Origin of the sequence: Paenibacillus nitricinens (assembly GCF_052056485.1) — a bacterium.
In the GTDB taxonomy this organism is placed as follows: Bacteria; Bacillota; Bacilli; order Paenibacillales; family Paenibacillaceae; genus Paenibacillus_AQ; species Paenibacillus_AQ nitricinens.
The window spans coordinates 5872144-5888835 of record NZ_CP183948.1 but is presented as its reverse complement, the minus strand read 5'-3'; the positions used below and the strand labels follow the sequence as shown (position 1 = coordinate 5888835).

Genomic DNA, 16692 nt, shown 5'->3' with positions numbered 1-16692 from the left:
GAGTGTTGTTTTATTGACTGCTTAGGCGGAATGCTCGTGGAGTGAGACCAATTTCACGTTTAAACATATTGCAAAATTGGGCGTCATTCACAAACCCAGCAGCAGCTGATACTTCAGAGATATGCATTTGGGTATGTTGCAAGAGAGACTTTGCATAATCCAGACGTTTCAATAGTAGATAGCGTAGAGGTGAAGCACCGAATCGCTCTTTAAATAAATGGCGGAAACGATCATAGCTGTATCCAGACATCTCAGAAAGTGTTGCGACCGATAGCTTATGGCGGTAATGCTCATTCATATAGTTTAGAACATATTGGACTCTGTCTTCCGTTGGCGATTGAAATCCAGATGCGCTAAGAAGCCGTATCAGATGAACAGTGATTTCGCTCATTTGCAGGTTCAATAGTTCAGAGAATCCATCTTGTTTGCGCGTAAACTCTGCTTTCATTCGAAGCAAGATCTCTAGAACAGTATGGTCTTTATCATCTTCATATACGCCTTGCAAATTCTCCATATTTGGGTGATTTGAATGGAAGCCTACAAATAGTATAGTAGCATCCTCGCGATGATTCTCGTCATGTTTATGATTGGGTGGTATCAGCGCGAATGAAGAAGAACGAAAATGATAACTTCGCGAACCTACATTAGTAGTTCCTAATCCGTTTAAATAATAGACTAGTTCATAACATTCATGCTGGTGTGGTGGAATATAGGTATTAACCTCATGTGCTGCATTTACAATATATAGAACACGATCCATGATGACCCTCCATTAATTATGTTTTAGCCGAATCGTACAAAAATATGACCGAAATCATATAATTATTTTCATTAATATTTGATATGATCGTATCAATAAATCCGGAAATTAGCAACCTGACTGGCCATCTCGTTCGGGAATTAGTCGGATTATTTGTGAAAATGATAATTTTATCTCTATTTTAGAGTCTATTCGTTAAAATCATTGAATTATTAACAATGTAACCTGCAATATGAGAGTTTCCATCTAAATCGTGAAACATGCAATGGACTAAGAAGGAGAATCTCTCAAATTACTAACCAACTATAAATAGGGGGAATAGAAAAGTGAAAAAGAAAGTTCTTTCTTTGTTGTTACTAGTAGTAATGGTAATGGTCACAGCCTGTGGAAATAATACGTCGAGTAATGGGTCTTCCACGGATGCAGGATCTAATGCAGCTGAAGGTGGAGAACCGGGTTCAGGGGATAAACTCAAAGTTGTACTTCTGATTCCAGGTACGCTTGGGGATAAATCATTCTTTGACTCTGCGAATAGCGGTTTGCAAAAGGTTAAGGATGAACTTGGTGCAGAAACAAAGGTTGTAGAAATGGGTGTCGATAAAACGAAATGGGAGCCTACGTTTAACGATATCGCCGCTGAGGACTGGGATGTTATTATTTCTGGCGGATCAGAAATTACAGAGATGTTTAATGCAACGGCTGAATTATATCCAGACAAAAAATTCATTAACTATGATACCGATATAGATGAAGCACCAGAGAATATGTACAACATGTCTTATGCGACAAATGAAGTATCTTTTCTGGCAGGTGCTGTAGCAGCACTAGCTACTCAATCTGATATGGCTAATGCTAATCCTGAGAATGTGATCGGATTTGTAGGCGGCATGGACATTCCAGGAATTAACGCTTTCCTGGTAGGCTACATTCAGGGCGCTCAATATGTTGATCCTGAGGTGAAGGTCGCTGTATCCTATGCTGGTGATTTCGTTAACCCGGCTAAAGGTAAGGAGCTTTCGTTGATTCAATACAACTCCGGTGTAGATGTTATTTTTAACGTAGCTGGCGGTACAGGTCTTGGGATCTTTGATGCAGCTAAAGAGAAGAAGAAATACGCTATTGGCGTAGACTCCGATCAGGCGATGTTGCTTAACACAACAGATAGCGAAAAAGCAAACTTGATTGTTACTTCTTCTATTAAAAAGATTGATATGGCTATTCTGGGTGCCGTGAAGAAATTACAAGAGGGTACGCTTGAAATGGGTAAACGTGATGTGTTGAGCTTTGTAGATGATGGTGTGGGCATTGCAGAAAATGATATCTATAAAAATATCTTCCCTGCTGATCTTCAGGCTAAAGTTGAAGAAGTGAAGCAAAAGCTGATCAACAAAGAAATTACAGTAGATAATGCTATGGGAATGGAAACCTCTGAAGTAGAAGCCATTCGTAACGCAGTTAAGCCTTAAGTATAGCTATAAAGTGATAAACCTACAGTTGGAGATTCTTCTTTCAGAAGAATTCCAGCTGTATATTTTTGCAGACCTCCAAGTCGAAAGGCGTTGAGACCTATGAACAAAGCTCTGCTGGAAATGCGGGGAATTACCAAGGTGTATCCCAATGGTGTCGTTGCAAATAAAGACGTGCATTTTTCTTTACGTGAGGGAGAAATTCATGCGATTGCGGGCGAAAACGGCGCTGGTAAATCAACTTTAATGAAGATCATGTTCGGCATGGAAGAGCCTAGTGAAGGTGAAATCTTTATCAAGGGTGAAAAAGTGAAGCTGCAATCTGCTCAGGATGCCATTGATAGAGGAATTGGTATGGTCCACCAGCATTTTATGCTGGTCCCTTCTTTTACGGTAGCAGAGAACATGGTGCTGGGTATGGAGCCCCGTAAGGGGGTTGGCATCCATTATGCAGAAGCTGTACGCATGACCGAAGAGACTGCGAAGAAATACAATTTGGCAGTGGATCCAAAAGCAAAAGTGGAGGATCTCACGGTTAGTATGAAGCAAAAGGTTGAAATTCTGAAGGCGCTGCTGCGAGGTGCAAAAATCCTCGTTCTGGATGAGCCGACCGCAGTGTTGACCCCGCAGGAAACAGAGGAATTGTTCCGGGAGCTTAAGCAGTTAAGAGAGCAGGGACATACGATTGTTTTTATTTCACACAAATTGAAAGAAGTGAAAGCGATCTGCGACAGAATTACGATCATGCGTAGTGGACGTAGTGAAGGTGTTTTCCAAACGAAGGATGTCACGGAGCAAGAAATCTCACGCCTTATGGTGGGCAGAGACGTCGTGTTGAAATACGACAAGGAGATTCTGTCTATTGGCGAGCCGGTACTCACTGTGCAAGCTCTAGGTGTAAATGATGCACACGGCAAAGCGTTGCTAACAGATATCAACTTTGCAGTACGCGGGGGACAAATTATCGGGATTGCTGGTGTAGAAGGGAATGGGCAGACACAGCTCATTGAGGCTCTTACGGGTAGCCTAAGAGGGGTCTCAAGCCAAGGCTCTGTGCTAGTGAAGGGAAAAGATATTCGTGAATCGGATATTTTGGATATTCGTAAGCTAGGCGTTTCCTATATCCCAGAGGATCGGATGCATCAAGGGATAGCCAGTGATGCGAGCATAGCGGATAATCTGCTGTCTACTCAGTATCGTACAAAAGCTATGAATAAAGGTCCCTTTTTAAATGGATCACGAATTGCCAAGCTTGCAGTATCACTTGTAGAAGAATTTAAAGTCCGCTGTTCGGGACCTTCTCAGCCAATAGGAATGTTATCAGGTGGTAACATGCAGAAGGTAGTAGTGGCAAGAGAGTGTTCTACAGAACCGCAACTGCTTATTGCAGAGCAGCCGACAAGGGGCGTAGATATAGGCGCGGCGCAGTTCATACATCAAAAGCTGTTGGAGCTGCGCTCAGACGATTGCGCTATTTTGCTAGTGTCAGCAGACTTAAATGAGATCTTGGAGATCAGCGATAGTCTACTAGTGATGTATGAAGGAAAGATTGTTGCCTTTTTCGAGGAGCCTTCCAAGGTTAGTGAAGAAGAATTAGGGCTTTATATGCTAGGGATTCATCGACAGGACGAGGAGCAAATCAGGAGGGCCGTAAATCATGTTTAAAGTAAAATATTTTGAATACATTCGAACATCGGCAGTCATCGTAATTGCACTCGCTATTGCTTTTCTGATCATCTCATTGGTCAGTAATCAGCCGGTGAAGACAATTGGGATATTCCTATTTGAGCCGCTATCCAGTAAAGGCCATATCGGTAATGTGATTGAGATGGCCATTCCGCTCATGTTCACTGGATTAGCAGTTTCTTTGTTGTTCCGGGCAAATATGTTCAACTTGGGAGCTGAAGGGATTTTCTATTTCTCCGGTGTTGTGACTTCCGTGTTGGCTATTCATTTAACGCTGGACGGGTGGCTTCATCCGATCGTAGCTATTGCTGCGGGTTCTATTGTAGGAGCATTGCTCTCGGCAATACCCGGCATCCTCAAAGCCAAATGGAATGCCAATGAGCTGGTTACATCCTTGATGTTCAATAATATTTTGTTTGGAGTAGGTTTATATCTATTGAACTATCACTTACGTGATGCAAAAGCATTTGCCAATGTATCCTACAAATTCGAGAAAACGGCACTGCTGAGTAAAATGGTACCTGGCACCCGTATTCATACCGGACTTATTATCGTTATCGTGCTTATTATTGCAGCACATTTATTCCTATACAAGACTAAATGGGGATATGAGCTGCGAATGACAGGCATCAACCGGAACTTTGCACGTTATTCAGGCATGAAGACCGCGAAGGTTATTATACTGGTTCACTTGATTGCTGGTTTTATCGCGGGGATGGGGGGTTCCGTAGAAGTGCTAGGGATGTACAACCGATTCCAATGGACCTCGTTACCAGGTTATGGTTTAGATGGTGCTCTTGTAGCGATGTTAGCCAAGAATAATCCGCTATCCGTAATCGGTGCAGCATTATTCCTTGCGTATATCCGGATCGGAGCCGATATGATGGCACGTCTGTCTGATGTACCTTCAGAGATGATTTCTATTATACAGGCGATTATCATTCTTCTGATTTCAGCAGAGCAATTTCTGAAGTTCTGGAAAAATCGGATGCTCTTGAAGGAGGCGAAGGAAGCGTGAACAGCTTGTTTGATGTAATTTTTACGACTGACTTTGCGTTTTCTGTTCTTCGGGTGACGACACCGATTCTATTCGCCGCATTGGGAGCGTTAATCTCTAATAGGGCTGGTATCATCAACATTGGTATGGAAGGCATAATGCTTGTCGCGGCGTTAGCCGGTGTCATTGTAAGCAGCTACACGCATAGCGCGTGGGTAGGTTTACTCGGGGCCGTGATGTCCGGAACATTGATCGCTGGAATCTTAGCTTTTTTCACACTGAAATTCAAAACACATATCATACTCGGTGGTGTAGCTATTAATATGTTCGCCTCGGGAGGAACCGTGTTTATTCTTTATCTACTTAGTGGAGACAAGGGATCTTCTACTTCTCTGGCGAGTAAAGTGCTACCTAGTGTAGAGATTCCTTTGCTGAAGGATATTCCGGTGCTGGGGCCGATTTTATCAGGGCATCACATTTTGACCTATGTATCTATCATTGCTGTGTTTGTTGTCTACTATCTCTTAAACCGTACACCGCTTGGTCTGCGCATTCGTTCAGTGGGTGAAAATCCACACGCAGCTCAATCTGTAGGTGTAAGTGTTGTGAAAATACAGTATATGGCTTTGCTGCTTAGTGGATTTTTCGCTGGTTTGGGTGGGGCATACATGTCGATGGGTTACCTGTCACTGTTCACTCGCGATATGATCGCTGGTCGGGGCTGGATTGCCATTGCGGCAGAGTCTATGGGGAGAAGTACGACAGTAGGTACGGCGTTAACTTCTGTTTTATTTGGTACCGCAGATGCATTGTCGAATGCGCTTCAGGTGCTGAAAATTCCTGCGGAGCTAATCGGCACGCTTCCTTATGTAGCAACGGTAATTGGACTAGTGATCTATGCCGTATCTGAGACACGGAAGAAGAACAAAAAGCTAAAGAGCCCGCTAATGAAATAGCGATAGAAATAACGAGGATTTATACAACTAAGGAGTGAATGACTATGCGAACACCTATTATTATTGACTGCGATCCAGGGCATGATGACGCAATCGCTATCCTGCTTGCAATAGCAAATTCGGAGAAGCTGGATCTGCGCGGGATTACAACGGTTGGTGGAAACCAGATCCTCGATAAAATTACAGAAAACGCACTTAAAGTGATCAGCTTTGTGAATGCTGATATTCCTGTAGCCAAGGGGGCTGCGGGTCCGCTGTTCGGCAAGCTTGTTACTGGTGAGGAAGCACATGGTGAATCAGGCATGGACGGCCCAATGTTGCCACCAAGTAAATTCCGGCCTGTAGAAGAAGGCGCTGTGGAATTTATGCTGAATATTATCCGTTCTTCGGAGGAGAAGATTACGCTCGTACCGATGGCTCCTTTAACAAATATCGCCCTGCTAATCACTGCTTATCCAGAGATTAAGGAAAGAATTGAAAAGATTTCACTGATGGGCGGAGGAATTTCTTATGGAAATGTAACCTCTACTGCGGAGTTTAACATCTATGTAGATCCTGAAGCTGCTCGTATCGTGTTTGAGTCGGGTATTCCGATTACGATGAGTGGTCTGGATGTGACTGATAAGGCAGCCATTTTCGAAGATGAGATCGCAGCATTGAAAGAGCGTGGGCCAGTGTCCACTATGGTCGGAGAGCTGTTAGATTTCTATTCGATCTTCGGAAAGAAAATGGGCTATGTCGGCAGTGCACTGCATGATCCATGCGCCGTAGCTTGGCTCTTGCATCCAGAACTGTTTGAATCCGAGCATCTATATGTAACGGTAGAGACAGAAGGCAAGCTAACACGTGGAATGACGGTTGCAGACAAACGAAAGAAGACAGATCGTCCAGCAAATGTAGAAGTTCTGGTGGGAGTAGACCGGGAAGCATTTATGAAACTGATCTTTGATTCACTGGAAAAGCTAGATCAAGAGCTGCTTGCGGCTGAAGGGAATTAACCTATGGCAGGATGGGAGAGACTTCAGGAGACGGTTCAGTTTGAATTGGTTCAGCGTGGAGAAGAAGGCTGCAGGATTAACGGCTTCGCGGATAAACTAGCTGCTGCAGGTGCCGATGAGATTAAGCTGATGCAAGTATACAACGAGTTGATGGAGCTCACGGTTGCTGAGGACTTTCCTTATGAAGAGCCGTCTTCACTGGAAGAGATTCGTCGTCTACGTCCAGAAGGTCCACGCAAGCTTGAGGCTGACTGGAGCGAAGCAGAATGGAGAGATAAGTTCTACGGAGCTTGGCTAGGTAGAAGTGTCGGTTGCGCACTTGGCAAACCACTGGAGTATTGGGACTACCTCTACGGTAAAGATGGACGCCCGGGCTGGGAGAATATTGAGCTGTGGTTCCGGGGTGCGGACGCATGGCCAATTACTGGTTATACGCCTGGGCATTCGCGGGCAGAGGCAGAATATGGCCTTGGTTTAAGTGATTGGACGTATGCGAGTACCAGCGAGACTATTAAGTTTATGGAGAGCGATGATGATATTCGTTACACGGTTCTAGGCCTTATGTTGCTGGAGCAGAAGGGGCTGGACTGGGATTCTTGGGATATCGGGAAGCTCTGGCATAAATATCTGACATATGCTCAGGTATGTACGGCAGAGACACAGTCGTATATGAATTTTGCACAGGAGACGTCTCATCTGCATGGTGAGAAGCCTGCGGATTGGTTGGCGCGGCAGGAAAGAGTGCGGATGCACTTAAATCCTTACCGGGAATGGATTGGTGCGGCAATACGCGCAGACGGGCTGGCTTATGGTGCGGCGGGTCATCCTGAGCTTGCGGCGGAGTTAGGCTGGCGCGATGCTTCTTTTTCACATGTGAAGAACGGGATCTATGGCGAAATGTTTAATGCGGCGATGATTTCGGCAGCTTTTGCTGAAAAAGATAACGAGCGTATTCTTGAGATTGCTCTTAGTGAGATCCCTAGTACTAGCCGTCTGGCAAGTGACGTTCTACGGGGTATAGATATTGCACAGAAGGCCAAGAGTGAGCGTGAATTAGTGAGTAAAATTTGGGATACATTCAGTCATTATGATGCGGTGCATACCAATAATAATGCAGCTCTTGTGGCTGCTTCGCTAGTCTATGGGGGGAATGATTTTGAAAAAGCGGTCGTTACATCCGTTTACGGCGGAATGGATACAGACTGTAATGGTGCTACAGTTGGTTCTATTATGGGAGCGAAGCTTGGAGCAAGTGTGCTGCCGGCTTCGTGGGTTGAACCGCTCCATGATACGCTATATGCGGATCTGCCTGGGTTCCATCCGATAGCGATTTCGGAATGCGCGGAGCGAAGCTATCAGGTGTTCTTGAAGATTCGCAAGGAGCTTGACGGAAAGTCTTAGATCAGGGAATGCGAATAGAAAAAAAAGGATGTCTTAAGCTATCGAGCTTAGACATCCTTTTTTTCGTAGCTATCTAGTTCTTGAAATAGATGTAACAGGGGTTTAGGAGTTAGGTAACAGGAGAATCCTGATTTGAAGAGGGAGTTGTACAGTAATTTATTAGGGAGATAAACACTTAAAAATAGCCCGGTATAAAGGGTTTTTATGTTATCACTATTTTTTCCTGATATATCATTTGAAGAAAAATGATGACACAGAACATAAAATGCCTTATTATTTAAAGAGATTTTTAGTAAAACAGTTTTTAAATAATTATAGTACAAACCTTGGCTTAGAAGGTTCCAGTATAAATGGAAAGGAAGGGGGAGTTTGCAATCCTATCGCTGAGTGGGGTGAGTAAAGCCTTCAAGCTGAAGGACGGCATGTATCAGGCGGTGGATGATGTATCGCTGGATGTGAAGAAAGGATCGATTCACGGGATTATTGGTGAAAGCGGTGCAGGGAAATCCACACTGCTGCGACTAATTAATCTGCTGGAAAAGCCGGACCAAGGGACAGTAACCGTAGAAGGGCAACATTTAACCGGAATGCCGAGTAAACAGCTACGGAAAGCTAGGGAAAAGATTGGGATGATTTTTCAGCAATTTAATCTGGTCAATAACGTCACGGTAAGCCGCAACATTTCGATCCCTCTGGAACTGGCAGGGGTGCCGAAGCGTGAACGGATGAAGCGGGTGAAGGAATGTCTCGATTTTGTCGGATTGGCTGATAAGGCAGAGCAATATCCCGCACAGCTAAGTGGAGGACAACGACAACGTGTGGCGATCGCCCGGGCGCTTTCTAACAGTCCAGGACTATTGCTATGTGACGAACCAACATCCTCACTAGATCCAGGAACAACTGCGGATATTCTGAATGTCCTGAAGCATATTAATGGGGGCCTTGGGGTTACTGTAGTGATTGTTACGCATGAGATGGATGTTGTCAAAAGCATTTGCACGCACGTATCCGTAATGGAAAAGGGTCGAATCGTAGATTCGTTCTCTCGCGATGACGGTGATTTCCGGCCTGCTGCAGTTCGTACTGGCTCCTACCGGGATCAAATTCTGGGTAAAGCGGGGGAAACTCATGTTTGATAATGTACTTCAATATCAGGCACAGATGTGGGAGTCGATTGGAGAAACTTTTATAATGGTCGGCATTTCTGTTGGTGCCGCACTGCTGCTGGGGCTTCCGCTCGGGACGTTGTTGTTCTTTTGCCGAAAAGGGCAGCTCTATGAGAATAAAACATTGTCACTGGTGCTTAACAGCATCGTAAATATTATCCGTTCATTTCCATTCCTGCTGCTTGTCGTTGCACTTATTCCCGTCACTCGTTTCCTTGTCGGAACTGCGATTGGAACAATGGCAGCCACGGTTCCATTATCCATAGTTGCTATTGCTTATTACTCACGTCTGGTGGAGCAGTCTTTGCTGGAGGTTCCTAAAGGAGTCATAGAAGCGGCGTTGTCTATGGGAGCCTCGAAGCTGGGGTTGATCTTTAAATTCCTGTATGTAGAGGCCCGTTCGGGTCTGGTGCTCGGGCTTACTACCTCTACCATTAGTTTTATCTCTTACTCGACCGTAATGGGGGTTGTTGGAGGGGGCGGGGTTGGCGATTTTGCGATCCGTTATGGCTATCAGCGTTTTGAGACTGAAGTGATGATCTATGCGATTGTTGTGATGATTGTATTAGTTCAGATGGTTCAATTCACAGGAGGAACGATTTCGCGGCTGTTAGATAAGCGTTGATCGTTTACCCTTCATTGCAAAGCATGGAAATACAAATTTGTTTACTATATAAAGCGGGGGTTAGTCGTAATCATGAAAAAATCAATGATAATTGTGCTAATGTTAATGGTATTGGTAGTAGCGGGTTGTGGTTCTAATAATGCAGCAAAGAACAATACTGCCAAAGGTAGCGATGATTTAACCAAATTAAAGATTGCTACTTTGATTCCACCAATGACGGAAATTCTGGACATTGTAAAGCCACTTCTGAAGGAAGATGGTATTGATCTTGAAATTGTTGTGCTGTCTGACAATGTGCAGCCTAATGAAGCTTTGGCGAATAAAGAGGTAGACGCTAACTTTTTCCAACACGTTCCTTATATGAAGCAGTTTAATGAAAGTAAAGGCTCCAATCTAGTAGAGGTACAGCCTGTCTATGACGCTATTTATGGTGGATACTCCAAGCGCTACAAGAATGTTGCGGATCTGCCGGAAGGTGCAACACTAGTAATGGCTAATGATCCTTCAAATATCGGTCGTTCCTTACAGATGTTTGCTGCAGCCGATTTGATTAAGCTAAAAGAAGGCGTAGGCATCCAGGCTACACAAGCAGACATTACTGAAAATCCAAAAAACTTTAAGTTTGAGGAAGTAGATTTGTTGATGTTGGCCCGTATGCTGGATGATGGAGATCTAGTAGCAATGACTCCGGCTTATGCTAGCCCACTTGGATTGACACCGAAGAAAGATGCGCTGATTACTGAAGGCGAAGATTCTGAATTCACCATCACCTTGGTTGCACGTGAAGACAACAAGGACTCTGATGCGATTCAGAAGTTGGCTAAACGCATTAGCGGCCCTGAAGTGAAGAAATTCCTTGAGGATAATTACGCGGATATCGCGTTGCCTGCTTTTAAATAGTTAGATTAGTAATTCAACGAGACTTGTCCATTATGGGCAAGTCTTTTTTTGTGTCACTAGAATGTAAGAACTGCTCTATATAATGGGTTGTAGAATAACAAAGCGGAATGGAGATGGGGATATGTCTGTACTTAGCGCAATTAATCTCACAAAACATTACGGTAAGGGTACTAACCTGGTCAAGGCACTAGATGGTATTAACGTAGAGATACACAACGGTGAATTTATAGCGATTGTCGGGACATCAGGAAGTGGGAAGTCAACGCTCTTACATATGCTTGGCGGACTTGATCGGGCAACTGATGGACAAGTGATCATAGATGGAAAGAATATTTTTAGGATGAAGGATGATGAGTTAACCGTATTTAGGAGAAGAAAAATTGGATTTGTGTTTCAGAACTACAATCTGGTGCCGATTCTGAATGTATACGAGAATATAGTGCTACCCATAGAGCTGGATGGAAACAAAATAGATAAGGATTTCGTGGATCATATTGTGAATACGTTAGGTCTCTCGCAAAAATTGGACAACCTCCCCGGTCAGCTATCAGGCGGTCAGCAGCAAAGGGTAGCTATCGCACGAGCCTTGGCAGCTAAACCTTCCATTATCCTAGCAGATGAACCTACAGGGAACTTGGACAGCATTACTAGTCAGGAGGTCATTGGATTACTCAAAGTAACTAGCAGACAGTTTAATCAGACGATTCTAATGATTACTCATAATGAAGAGATTGCTCAGCTTGCAGACCGGACCATCCGGATAGAGGACGGTAAAGTTACTGGAGGGGCATTGTGATGATGTTTCCAAACAGCAATAAACCAATTGTTAAAAAGCTGACAAGCAGGAGCCTGAAAGCCAACCGGACCCGAAATCGGTTCGTAATTATAGCCATCGTGCTTACTACCTGGCTTATTACTTCTTTTTTTAGTATTGGACTTAGCAACTATAAAACCTTCGAAATGCAGCACTTGAAAATAAACGGGACCATGGCTGATGCCTACTTGACCTCACCGTCAGAACAGCAATTAAACAAGTTAAAGGAACATTCCTATATTAAGACCATCGGACTTCAGTCCAAAGTGGGGGATGTTGTCAATACTCCTGAATGGGGAGACCTTAATTTAGCTTTGCTCTGGTATGACTCTACGGAATGGACAGAAATGCGTGTGCCTGTGATCGACGGATTAAAGGGCAAGTACCCAGAGAAGGACAATGAAATCGCCGTTCCATTATGGATATTACAGTCGTTGGGGATTAATGATCCGCAGTTAGGCATGAGCTTGCCATTTACTTACTCTGTTTCGCGAGATGGGGTGAAATCTCAAGAGAATAACAACTTCGTACTAAGTGGATGGTTTACCGATTACAGTCATGTCCGTACCGGGAATTCTGGAGCTATGCTGGTATCGGGGGCTTTTGCTACAGCTCATGGCGTAGATCTTAAGAATCCCAAAAATGCCACTATTCTATTTAATGAGAAAAACACGGATGAACTTATCTCGCGTTTGCAACAGGATATTACATTAGAAAAAAATCAAAAGCTCGAACCTGTCTCTAACCAATCGTCTACCTCTTCAGATAGAACAGCGACTTTGATCGGTTATGCTGGAATTATATTATTTGTTATGTTGAGCGGATATTTATTAATTTATAATGTGCTTTATATTTCTGTCTCAAGGGATACAAGGTTCTACGGTCTACTTAGAACGCTAGGAACTACACAACTGCAGATTAAAAAAATAGTTAGGGCACAGGCTTCACGGTTAGCACTTATCGCTATCCCACTGGGACTTGCCGCAGGAGCTGTGACTTCCTTCGTAATGGTGCCGCTGGCTATGAGTACAATGGATTTGGATACGGGCGTGGTGATTTCTTTTCACCCGTTAATCTTTATTGGAGCTGCGTTGTTTGCTTGGTTGACCACCATGTTTAGCGCTATCAAACCTGCCTCTATCGCTGGCAAAGTCTCTCCAATAGAAGCGGTGAGATATACAGGTACGATGGTTAAAGCTAAGACGAAGCGGGGAACTGGCGGATCTAAGCTGCATCGACTGGCTTGGCGTAATATTTTTAGAGTGAAAAAAAGAGCGATGGTTGTATTTCTCTCTTTATTTCTCGGGCTGACAACTTTTCTGGTGATCAATACGCTTGTGCTTAGTATGAGTACAGATCATTTTATTGCTGAATACATGGATAGCGATTTCACGCTGTCCAATCAGACGATGTCCTTTGGGTTTGAGGGGGAAATGAAAGCCAAGATTACAGAGGATATGATCAAGGAAATTCAGGATATAAAGGGAGTAAAAGAGGTCTTCAAAGCTTATACCGGGATAGGTCAGATCAAGTATGATCCTAAGGTGTTCAGTAAGTATATGGATGAATTCGCAAAATCATATCACACAGATCGCCCTACCGATGAACAATTAGCTGTGCCTCAAAGCATGTTCTCAATGACCCATGTTATTGGGTTAGACTCAGCTCAGGTTAAGAAGATGGAAGAGAAATTAGAAATCACTGTAGATATGGAACGCTTTGAAAAAGGTGAGATCGCCTTGCTGGACAATTTTAGTCTCAGTGGTCTTGAGATAGGAGATCTATTTCAAATAGGTCCTATAAACAGCGAAGCGACACAATCTTTCGATATTGGCGGGCTAGGTGACTTCAGCTCTCTAGGGTCGGCACATTTTGTAGCTCCGAATGTATACATCAGTCACACTGCAATGGAGAAATTTATGAAAAACCCACTTATAAGTAAAGTGTATATTAATGCTGACTCAGAAGACTGGAAGCAGATTACCGATCAATTGGAAGGACTCATCGGCGGAGATAGTGAGCTGAAGCTGGAGTCGAAGCTGTATATGGAAAAATTCATGGAATCGGCAAAGTTAACCTTTTACATTATGGGTGGCGGAATTGCGCTCATTCTAGCGCTGATTGGAATTTTGAATTACGTTAATATTATGTATACAGGAGTTGTAGCTCGGAAGCTGGAGTTCGCAGTGATGGAGAGCATCGGGATGACCTCTAAGCAGATGAGAAAGCTGTTGCTGTTTGAAGGAGCAGGTTATGCGATCATATCTACATTGCTAATCTCAACAATAGGCACATTAATCAGTTACGGTGCTTATAGCCTGTTCAGCCAAGAAGCTACTTATGCTGTGTTTAGCTTCCCAACCCTTCCGCTTTCAATTGCAATTGTACTCGTTTTTGTGGTTTGCCTGAGTGTTCCGCTTATTGCTTATAAGCAAATTAAAAAGGACAGCATTGTGGAACGTCTGCGGCAAATGGAATAGAGCTAATTAATTTACAGCGTAGCCTTCCTCTGCTTGTTACAATGATAGGTATTGAGGTGAGTTTCAATGACAACCATTCTAATAGTAGAGGATGATCGTCTCTTAAATGAGGGATTAAAGTTCATGCTTGAAAAAGAAAACCATAAGATTATTCAGGCCTATTCTTATCAAGAGGGCATCTCTGCGAATCAGGATCAGACCATCGGTCTGGTCCTTTTGGACATTAATCTCCCCGATGAGAGTGGCCTTATACTGTGTCGGGAAATTCGGCGAACGAGTTCCATTCCGGTTATATTTCTAACTGCCAACGATACGGAGCAGGATATGGTAGCTGGATTTGGGCTAGGAGCTGATGATTATATTGCGAAGCCATTTAGCATGGCCGTACTTTTGCAACGTGTTAAGGCTGTTCTCCGACGAACAGGCACTGATGGGGGCTCAGAGCTGTTTCATTACAAGGATATTACAATTAACTCAGCCAAAATGAAGATTTACAAATATGGACAAGAAATAAAACTAACCACTAATGAGTATCGTCTCCTTGCCATCTTAACCGAAAATAGCGGTCAAGTTCTTACTAGGAGGTTAATGCTGGAGAAGCTATGGGATATAGATGGTAATTTCGTGGATGAGAATACACTAAGCGTAAATATTCGTAGGCTGCGGTCTAAAATTGAGGATGATCCGAAAGATTGTCAATATATTAAAACTGTATTCGGTATCGGCTACACATGGGGAGAGTAAGGATGAAGAATCCCTTTACAAAAATTATTTGGAGCTCGTTCACCTTTTTTGCTGTAGCCGTTGTGTTGTTTGTATCTATGCTTATCTATTATAAGCCTGAGAGGCATGTAGTTATTGTATCCGTGGTGTTTATTAGCTTGATGGTTTTGCTGTTTATAAGTTTTGTGCTCGCGCTTCGTAAAGAAATGCTAAACACTCTATTTTCATTGTCGAGACTGATTCAAGATCTTATTAATGGACAAATGACTCAGATGTTCCCGGTACAGGAGGATACACTTCTCTCTAAATTACAGCATCAGGTTATTCAATTATCTGAGCTGTTGTCTTCGCAGAAGCAGCGCTACCGTGAAGAGAGTCAAGAAGTCAAAACATTGATCTCTGATATCTCTCATCAACTTAAGACTCCTTTAGCCAATTTAGGGATGTATAACAGCCTTCTTATGGATGAAGGACTCCCCGCTGAAACACGCAGTGAATTTATTCGCCATATGGGTAGCCAGATTGAGAAGCTGTATTGGCTCATGGAGAATCTGATCAAGTTATCGCGTCTCGAATCCGGTATTATAGAGCTTCATACGGAGAAGTATGGTCTTGAGAATACTGTGTTGTCAGCGATCAAACAGGCGTTTCCAGCAGCCGAGCAAAAGAATATAGAGATCTTACTGGAATCCGATCAGGGAATTATGCTGCAACATGATCCCAAGTGGACGGGAGAAGCTATCTATAACATCATCGATAATGCTCTGAAATATACGCTCGGGTCCTGCAGTGTTAGAATTACGATTCGCAGGTATGATCTTTTTGCAAGGATTGATGTTGCCGATGGTGGAATAGGAATTCCTGCCGCTGAGATGAATGACATTTTTAAACGATTTTACCGAGGTGCGGGTTCCAATGGAACTGAAGGTGTTGGCATAGGCCTTTATTTAGCCCGTAAAATTGTGACCGAGCAGGGTGGATATATAAAAGTGAGATCCGAGTTAAGTAAAGGAAGTGTTTTTTCTATATTTTTGCCGTTACGCTGATTCTGAATGTACTCGAAGCTTAGCCCCTAAATTGGGGTTTTTTCTCAAAATATAAGAAAGTATATGTTTCACGTTATACATTATCCTTATATTTCTCGCATAAACGCTTACCGTCCTTATAAGGACGCCAAAGGCGTTTATGCTTGTTAAAGTCGCTATTTCATTGATGAAAAGTCCTTTGCTAGCCCTATAGTGGTCTGCAGTCGCACAGCTACCTCGACTAAGGTCCAGTACCAAAAACCGTCGTTGGTCTGTTTTGAAAGTCTGCGATTTGCTCTAGAATAAGGCTATAAGGTTAAGGACAACGAAACGAAAGGCGGTGAGAAAATAATGCAAAGAAGACAAGGAAACGGATTAGCGGTTGTACTGATTGTGATTGGTGCGGTAATGCTGCTCGGTTTAGCGCTTCCTCTGATTCACGGTATTTTCAGATTACTGTTCCCAGTATTGCTGGTTGTTCTCGGGTACTATGGGATTAAGAGTGGACGCAAGGTTATCGGTTGGGTACTAATGTTCATTGGTGTCATGACCTTGATCGCGAAGCTTTCCTGGATCATCGGACCACTTCTAGGTGTGGCGTTGATCGTATGGGGAGTGTCAGCTTTAAAGGGTAGAAGAAATGGTACTTATTAAGAAGAATTGTACTTAAACAAGAAGCAGGGAGGGAGCAGGAG

General features: G+C 43.5%; 15 protein-coding genes. 14 read left to right on the top strand and 1 reads right to left on the bottom strand.

Going from position 1 to position 16692, the window contains the following annotated elements:
• Nucleotides 1-10: 10 nt before the first annotated feature.
• A complete protein-coding gene (locus tag ACN6KS_RS26110; RefSeq protein ID WP_094874521.1) occupies nt 11-760 on the bottom strand; it encodes an AraC family transcriptional regulator in 750 nt (249 codons plus the stop codon).
• Between the two features lie 326 nt (nt 761-1086).
• Here ACN6KS_RS26110 and ACN6KS_RS26105 point away from each other — a divergent pair, with 326 nt between their 5' ends.
• The 14 genes from ACN6KS_RS26105 to ACN6KS_RS26040 all read left to right on the top strand — a co-directional run bounded on the left by ACN6KS_RS26105 (nt 1087) and on the right by ACN6KS_RS26040 (nt 16651).
• Nucleotides 1087-2226, top strand: coding sequence for a BMP family ABC transporter substrate-binding protein (locus tag ACN6KS_RS26105; protein WP_094874520.1), 1140 nt, complete (start codon nt 1087-1089; stop codon nt 2224-2226).
• A gap of 102 nt (nt 2227-2328) precedes the next feature.
• Nucleotides 2329-3891 (top strand): ABC transporter ATP-binding protein, encoded by a 1563-nt coding sequence (locus tag ACN6KS_RS26100; protein ID WP_440960803.1) that lies wholly within the window; start codon nt 2329-2331, stop codon nt 3889-3891.
• A complete protein-coding gene (locus ACN6KS_RS26095) occupies nt 3884-4930 on the top strand; it encodes an ABC transporter permease (RefSeq protein ID WP_042131006.1) in 1047 nt (348 codons plus the stop codon). Before ACN6KS_RS26100 ends, ACN6KS_RS26095 begins: the two co-directional genes overlap by 8 nt.
• Complete coding sequence (locus ACN6KS_RS26090) at nt 4927-5865, top strand: ABC transporter permease (protein WP_440960802.1); 939 nt, start codon at nt 4927-4929, stop codon at nt 5863-5865. The genes ACN6KS_RS26095 and ACN6KS_RS26090 overlap by 4 nt, the downstream gene beginning before the upstream one ends.
• A 44-nt stretch (nt 5866-5909) precedes the next feature.
• Nucleotides 5910-6863, top strand: coding sequence for a nucleoside hydrolase (locus ACN6KS_RS26085; RefSeq protein ID WP_094874517.1), 954 nt, complete (start codon nt 5910-5912; stop codon nt 6861-6863).
• Nucleotides 6864-6866: 3 nt separating this feature from the next.
• Nucleotides 6867-8264, top strand: a complete 1398-nt coding sequence (locus ACN6KS_RS26080; RefSeq protein WP_094878675.1) for an ADP-ribosylglycohydrolase family protein — start codon at nt 6867-6869, stop codon at nt 8262-8264.
• Between the two features lie 374 nt (nt 8265-8638).
• The gene (locus ACN6KS_RS26075; RefSeq protein WP_094874523.1) at nt 8639-9400 is read left to right on the top strand and encodes a methionine ABC transporter ATP-binding protein; all 762 of its coding nucleotides are present in this window, start codon (nt 8639-8641) and stop codon (nt 9398-9400) included.
• Nucleotides 9393-10055, top strand: a complete 663-nt coding sequence (locus tag ACN6KS_RS26070) for a methionine ABC transporter permease (RefSeq protein WP_440960801.1) — start codon at nt 9393-9395, stop codon at nt 10053-10055. The genes ACN6KS_RS26075 and ACN6KS_RS26070 overlap by 8 nt, the downstream gene beginning before the upstream one ends.
• 72 nt (nt 10056-10127) lie before the next feature.
• Nucleotides 10128-10955: a MetQ/NlpA family ABC transporter substrate-binding protein gene (locus tag ACN6KS_RS26065; RefSeq protein ID WP_094874514.1), complete on the top strand. Its 828-nt coding sequence runs from the start codon at nt 10128-10130 to the stop codon at nt 10953-10955.
• 121 nt (nt 10956-11076) lie between these two features.
• A complete protein-coding gene (locus tag ACN6KS_RS26060; RefSeq protein ID WP_440960800.1) occupies nt 11077-11751 on the top strand; it encodes an ABC transporter ATP-binding protein in 675 nt (224 codons plus the stop codon).
• Nucleotides 11751-14249, top strand: coding sequence for an ABC transporter permease (locus ACN6KS_RS26055; RefSeq protein WP_440960799.1), 2499 nt, complete (start codon nt 11751-11753; stop codon nt 14247-14249). Before ACN6KS_RS26060 ends, ACN6KS_RS26055 begins: the two co-directional genes overlap by 1 nt.
• Nucleotides 14250-14315: 66 nt before the next feature.
• Complete coding sequence (locus ACN6KS_RS26050) at nt 14316-14993, top strand: response regulator transcription factor (protein ID WP_094878670.1); 678 nt, start codon at nt 14316-14318, stop codon at nt 14991-14993.
• 2 nt (nt 14994-14995) lie between these two features.
• Nucleotides 14996-16018, top strand: a complete 1023-nt coding sequence (locus ACN6KS_RS26045) for a sensor histidine kinase (protein WP_440960798.1) — start codon at nt 14996-14998, stop codon at nt 16016-16018.
• A 330-nt stretch (nt 16019-16348) separates the two neighbouring features.
• Nucleotides 16349-16651 carry a LiaF transmembrane domain-containing protein gene (locus tag ACN6KS_RS26040; protein ID WP_042191767.1) on the top strand — a complete coding sequence of 101 codons (303 nt, stop codon included), beginning with the start codon at nt 16349-16351 and terminating at the stop codon, nt 16649-16651.
• The last annotated feature ends 41 nt before the right edge of the window (nt 16652-16692 follow it).

What these genes read in the sequence shown, in the direction of transcription:
- ACN6KS_RS26110 (WP_094874521.1), bottom strand. Translation starts at nt 760, where the DNA reads ATGGATCGTGTTCTATATATTGTAAATGCAGCACATGAGGTTAATACC.
- ACN6KS_RS26100 (WP_440960803.1), top strand. Translation starts at nt 2,329, where the DNA reads ATGAACAAAGCTCTGCTGGAAATGCGGGGAATTACCAAGGTGTATCCC.
- ACN6KS_RS26095 (WP_042131006.1), top strand. Translation starts at nt 3,884, where the DNA reads ATGTTTAAAGTAAAATATTTTGAATACATTCGAACATCGGCAGTCATC.
- ACN6KS_RS26085 (WP_094874517.1), top strand. Translation starts at nt 5,910, where the DNA reads ATGCGAACACCTATTATTATTGACTGCGATCCAGGGCATGATGACGCA.
- ACN6KS_RS26080 (WP_094878675.1), top strand. Translation starts at nt 6,867, where the DNA reads ATGGCAGGATGGGAGAGACTTCAGGAGACGGTTCAGTTTGAATTGGTT.
- ACN6KS_RS26070 (WP_440960801.1), top strand. Translation starts at nt 9,393, where the DNA reads ATGTTTGATAATGTACTTCAATATCAGGCACAGATGTGGGAGTCGATT.
- ACN6KS_RS26065 (WP_094874514.1), top strand. Translation starts at nt 10,128, where the DNA reads ATGAAAAAATCAATGATAATTGTGCTAATGTTAATGGTATTGGTAGTA.
- ACN6KS_RS26060 (WP_440960800.1), top strand. Translation starts at nt 11,077, where the DNA reads ATGTCTGTACTTAGCGCAATTAATCTCACAAAACATTACGGTAAGGGT.
- ACN6KS_RS26055 (WP_440960799.1), top strand. Translation starts at nt 11,751, where the DNA reads ATGATGTTTCCAAACAGCAATAAACCAATTGTTAAAAAGCTGACAAGC.
- ACN6KS_RS26050 (WP_094878670.1), top strand. Translation starts at nt 14,316, where the DNA reads ATGACAACCATTCTAATAGTAGAGGATGATCGTCTCTTAAATGAGGGA.
- ACN6KS_RS26045 (WP_440960798.1), top strand. Translation starts at nt 14,996, where the DNA reads ATGAAGAATCCCTTTACAAAAATTATTTGGAGCTCGTTCACCTTTTTT.
- ACN6KS_RS26040 (WP_042191767.1), top strand. Translation starts at nt 16,349, where the DNA reads ATGCAAAGAAGACAAGGAAACGGATTAGCGGTTGTACTGATTGTGATT.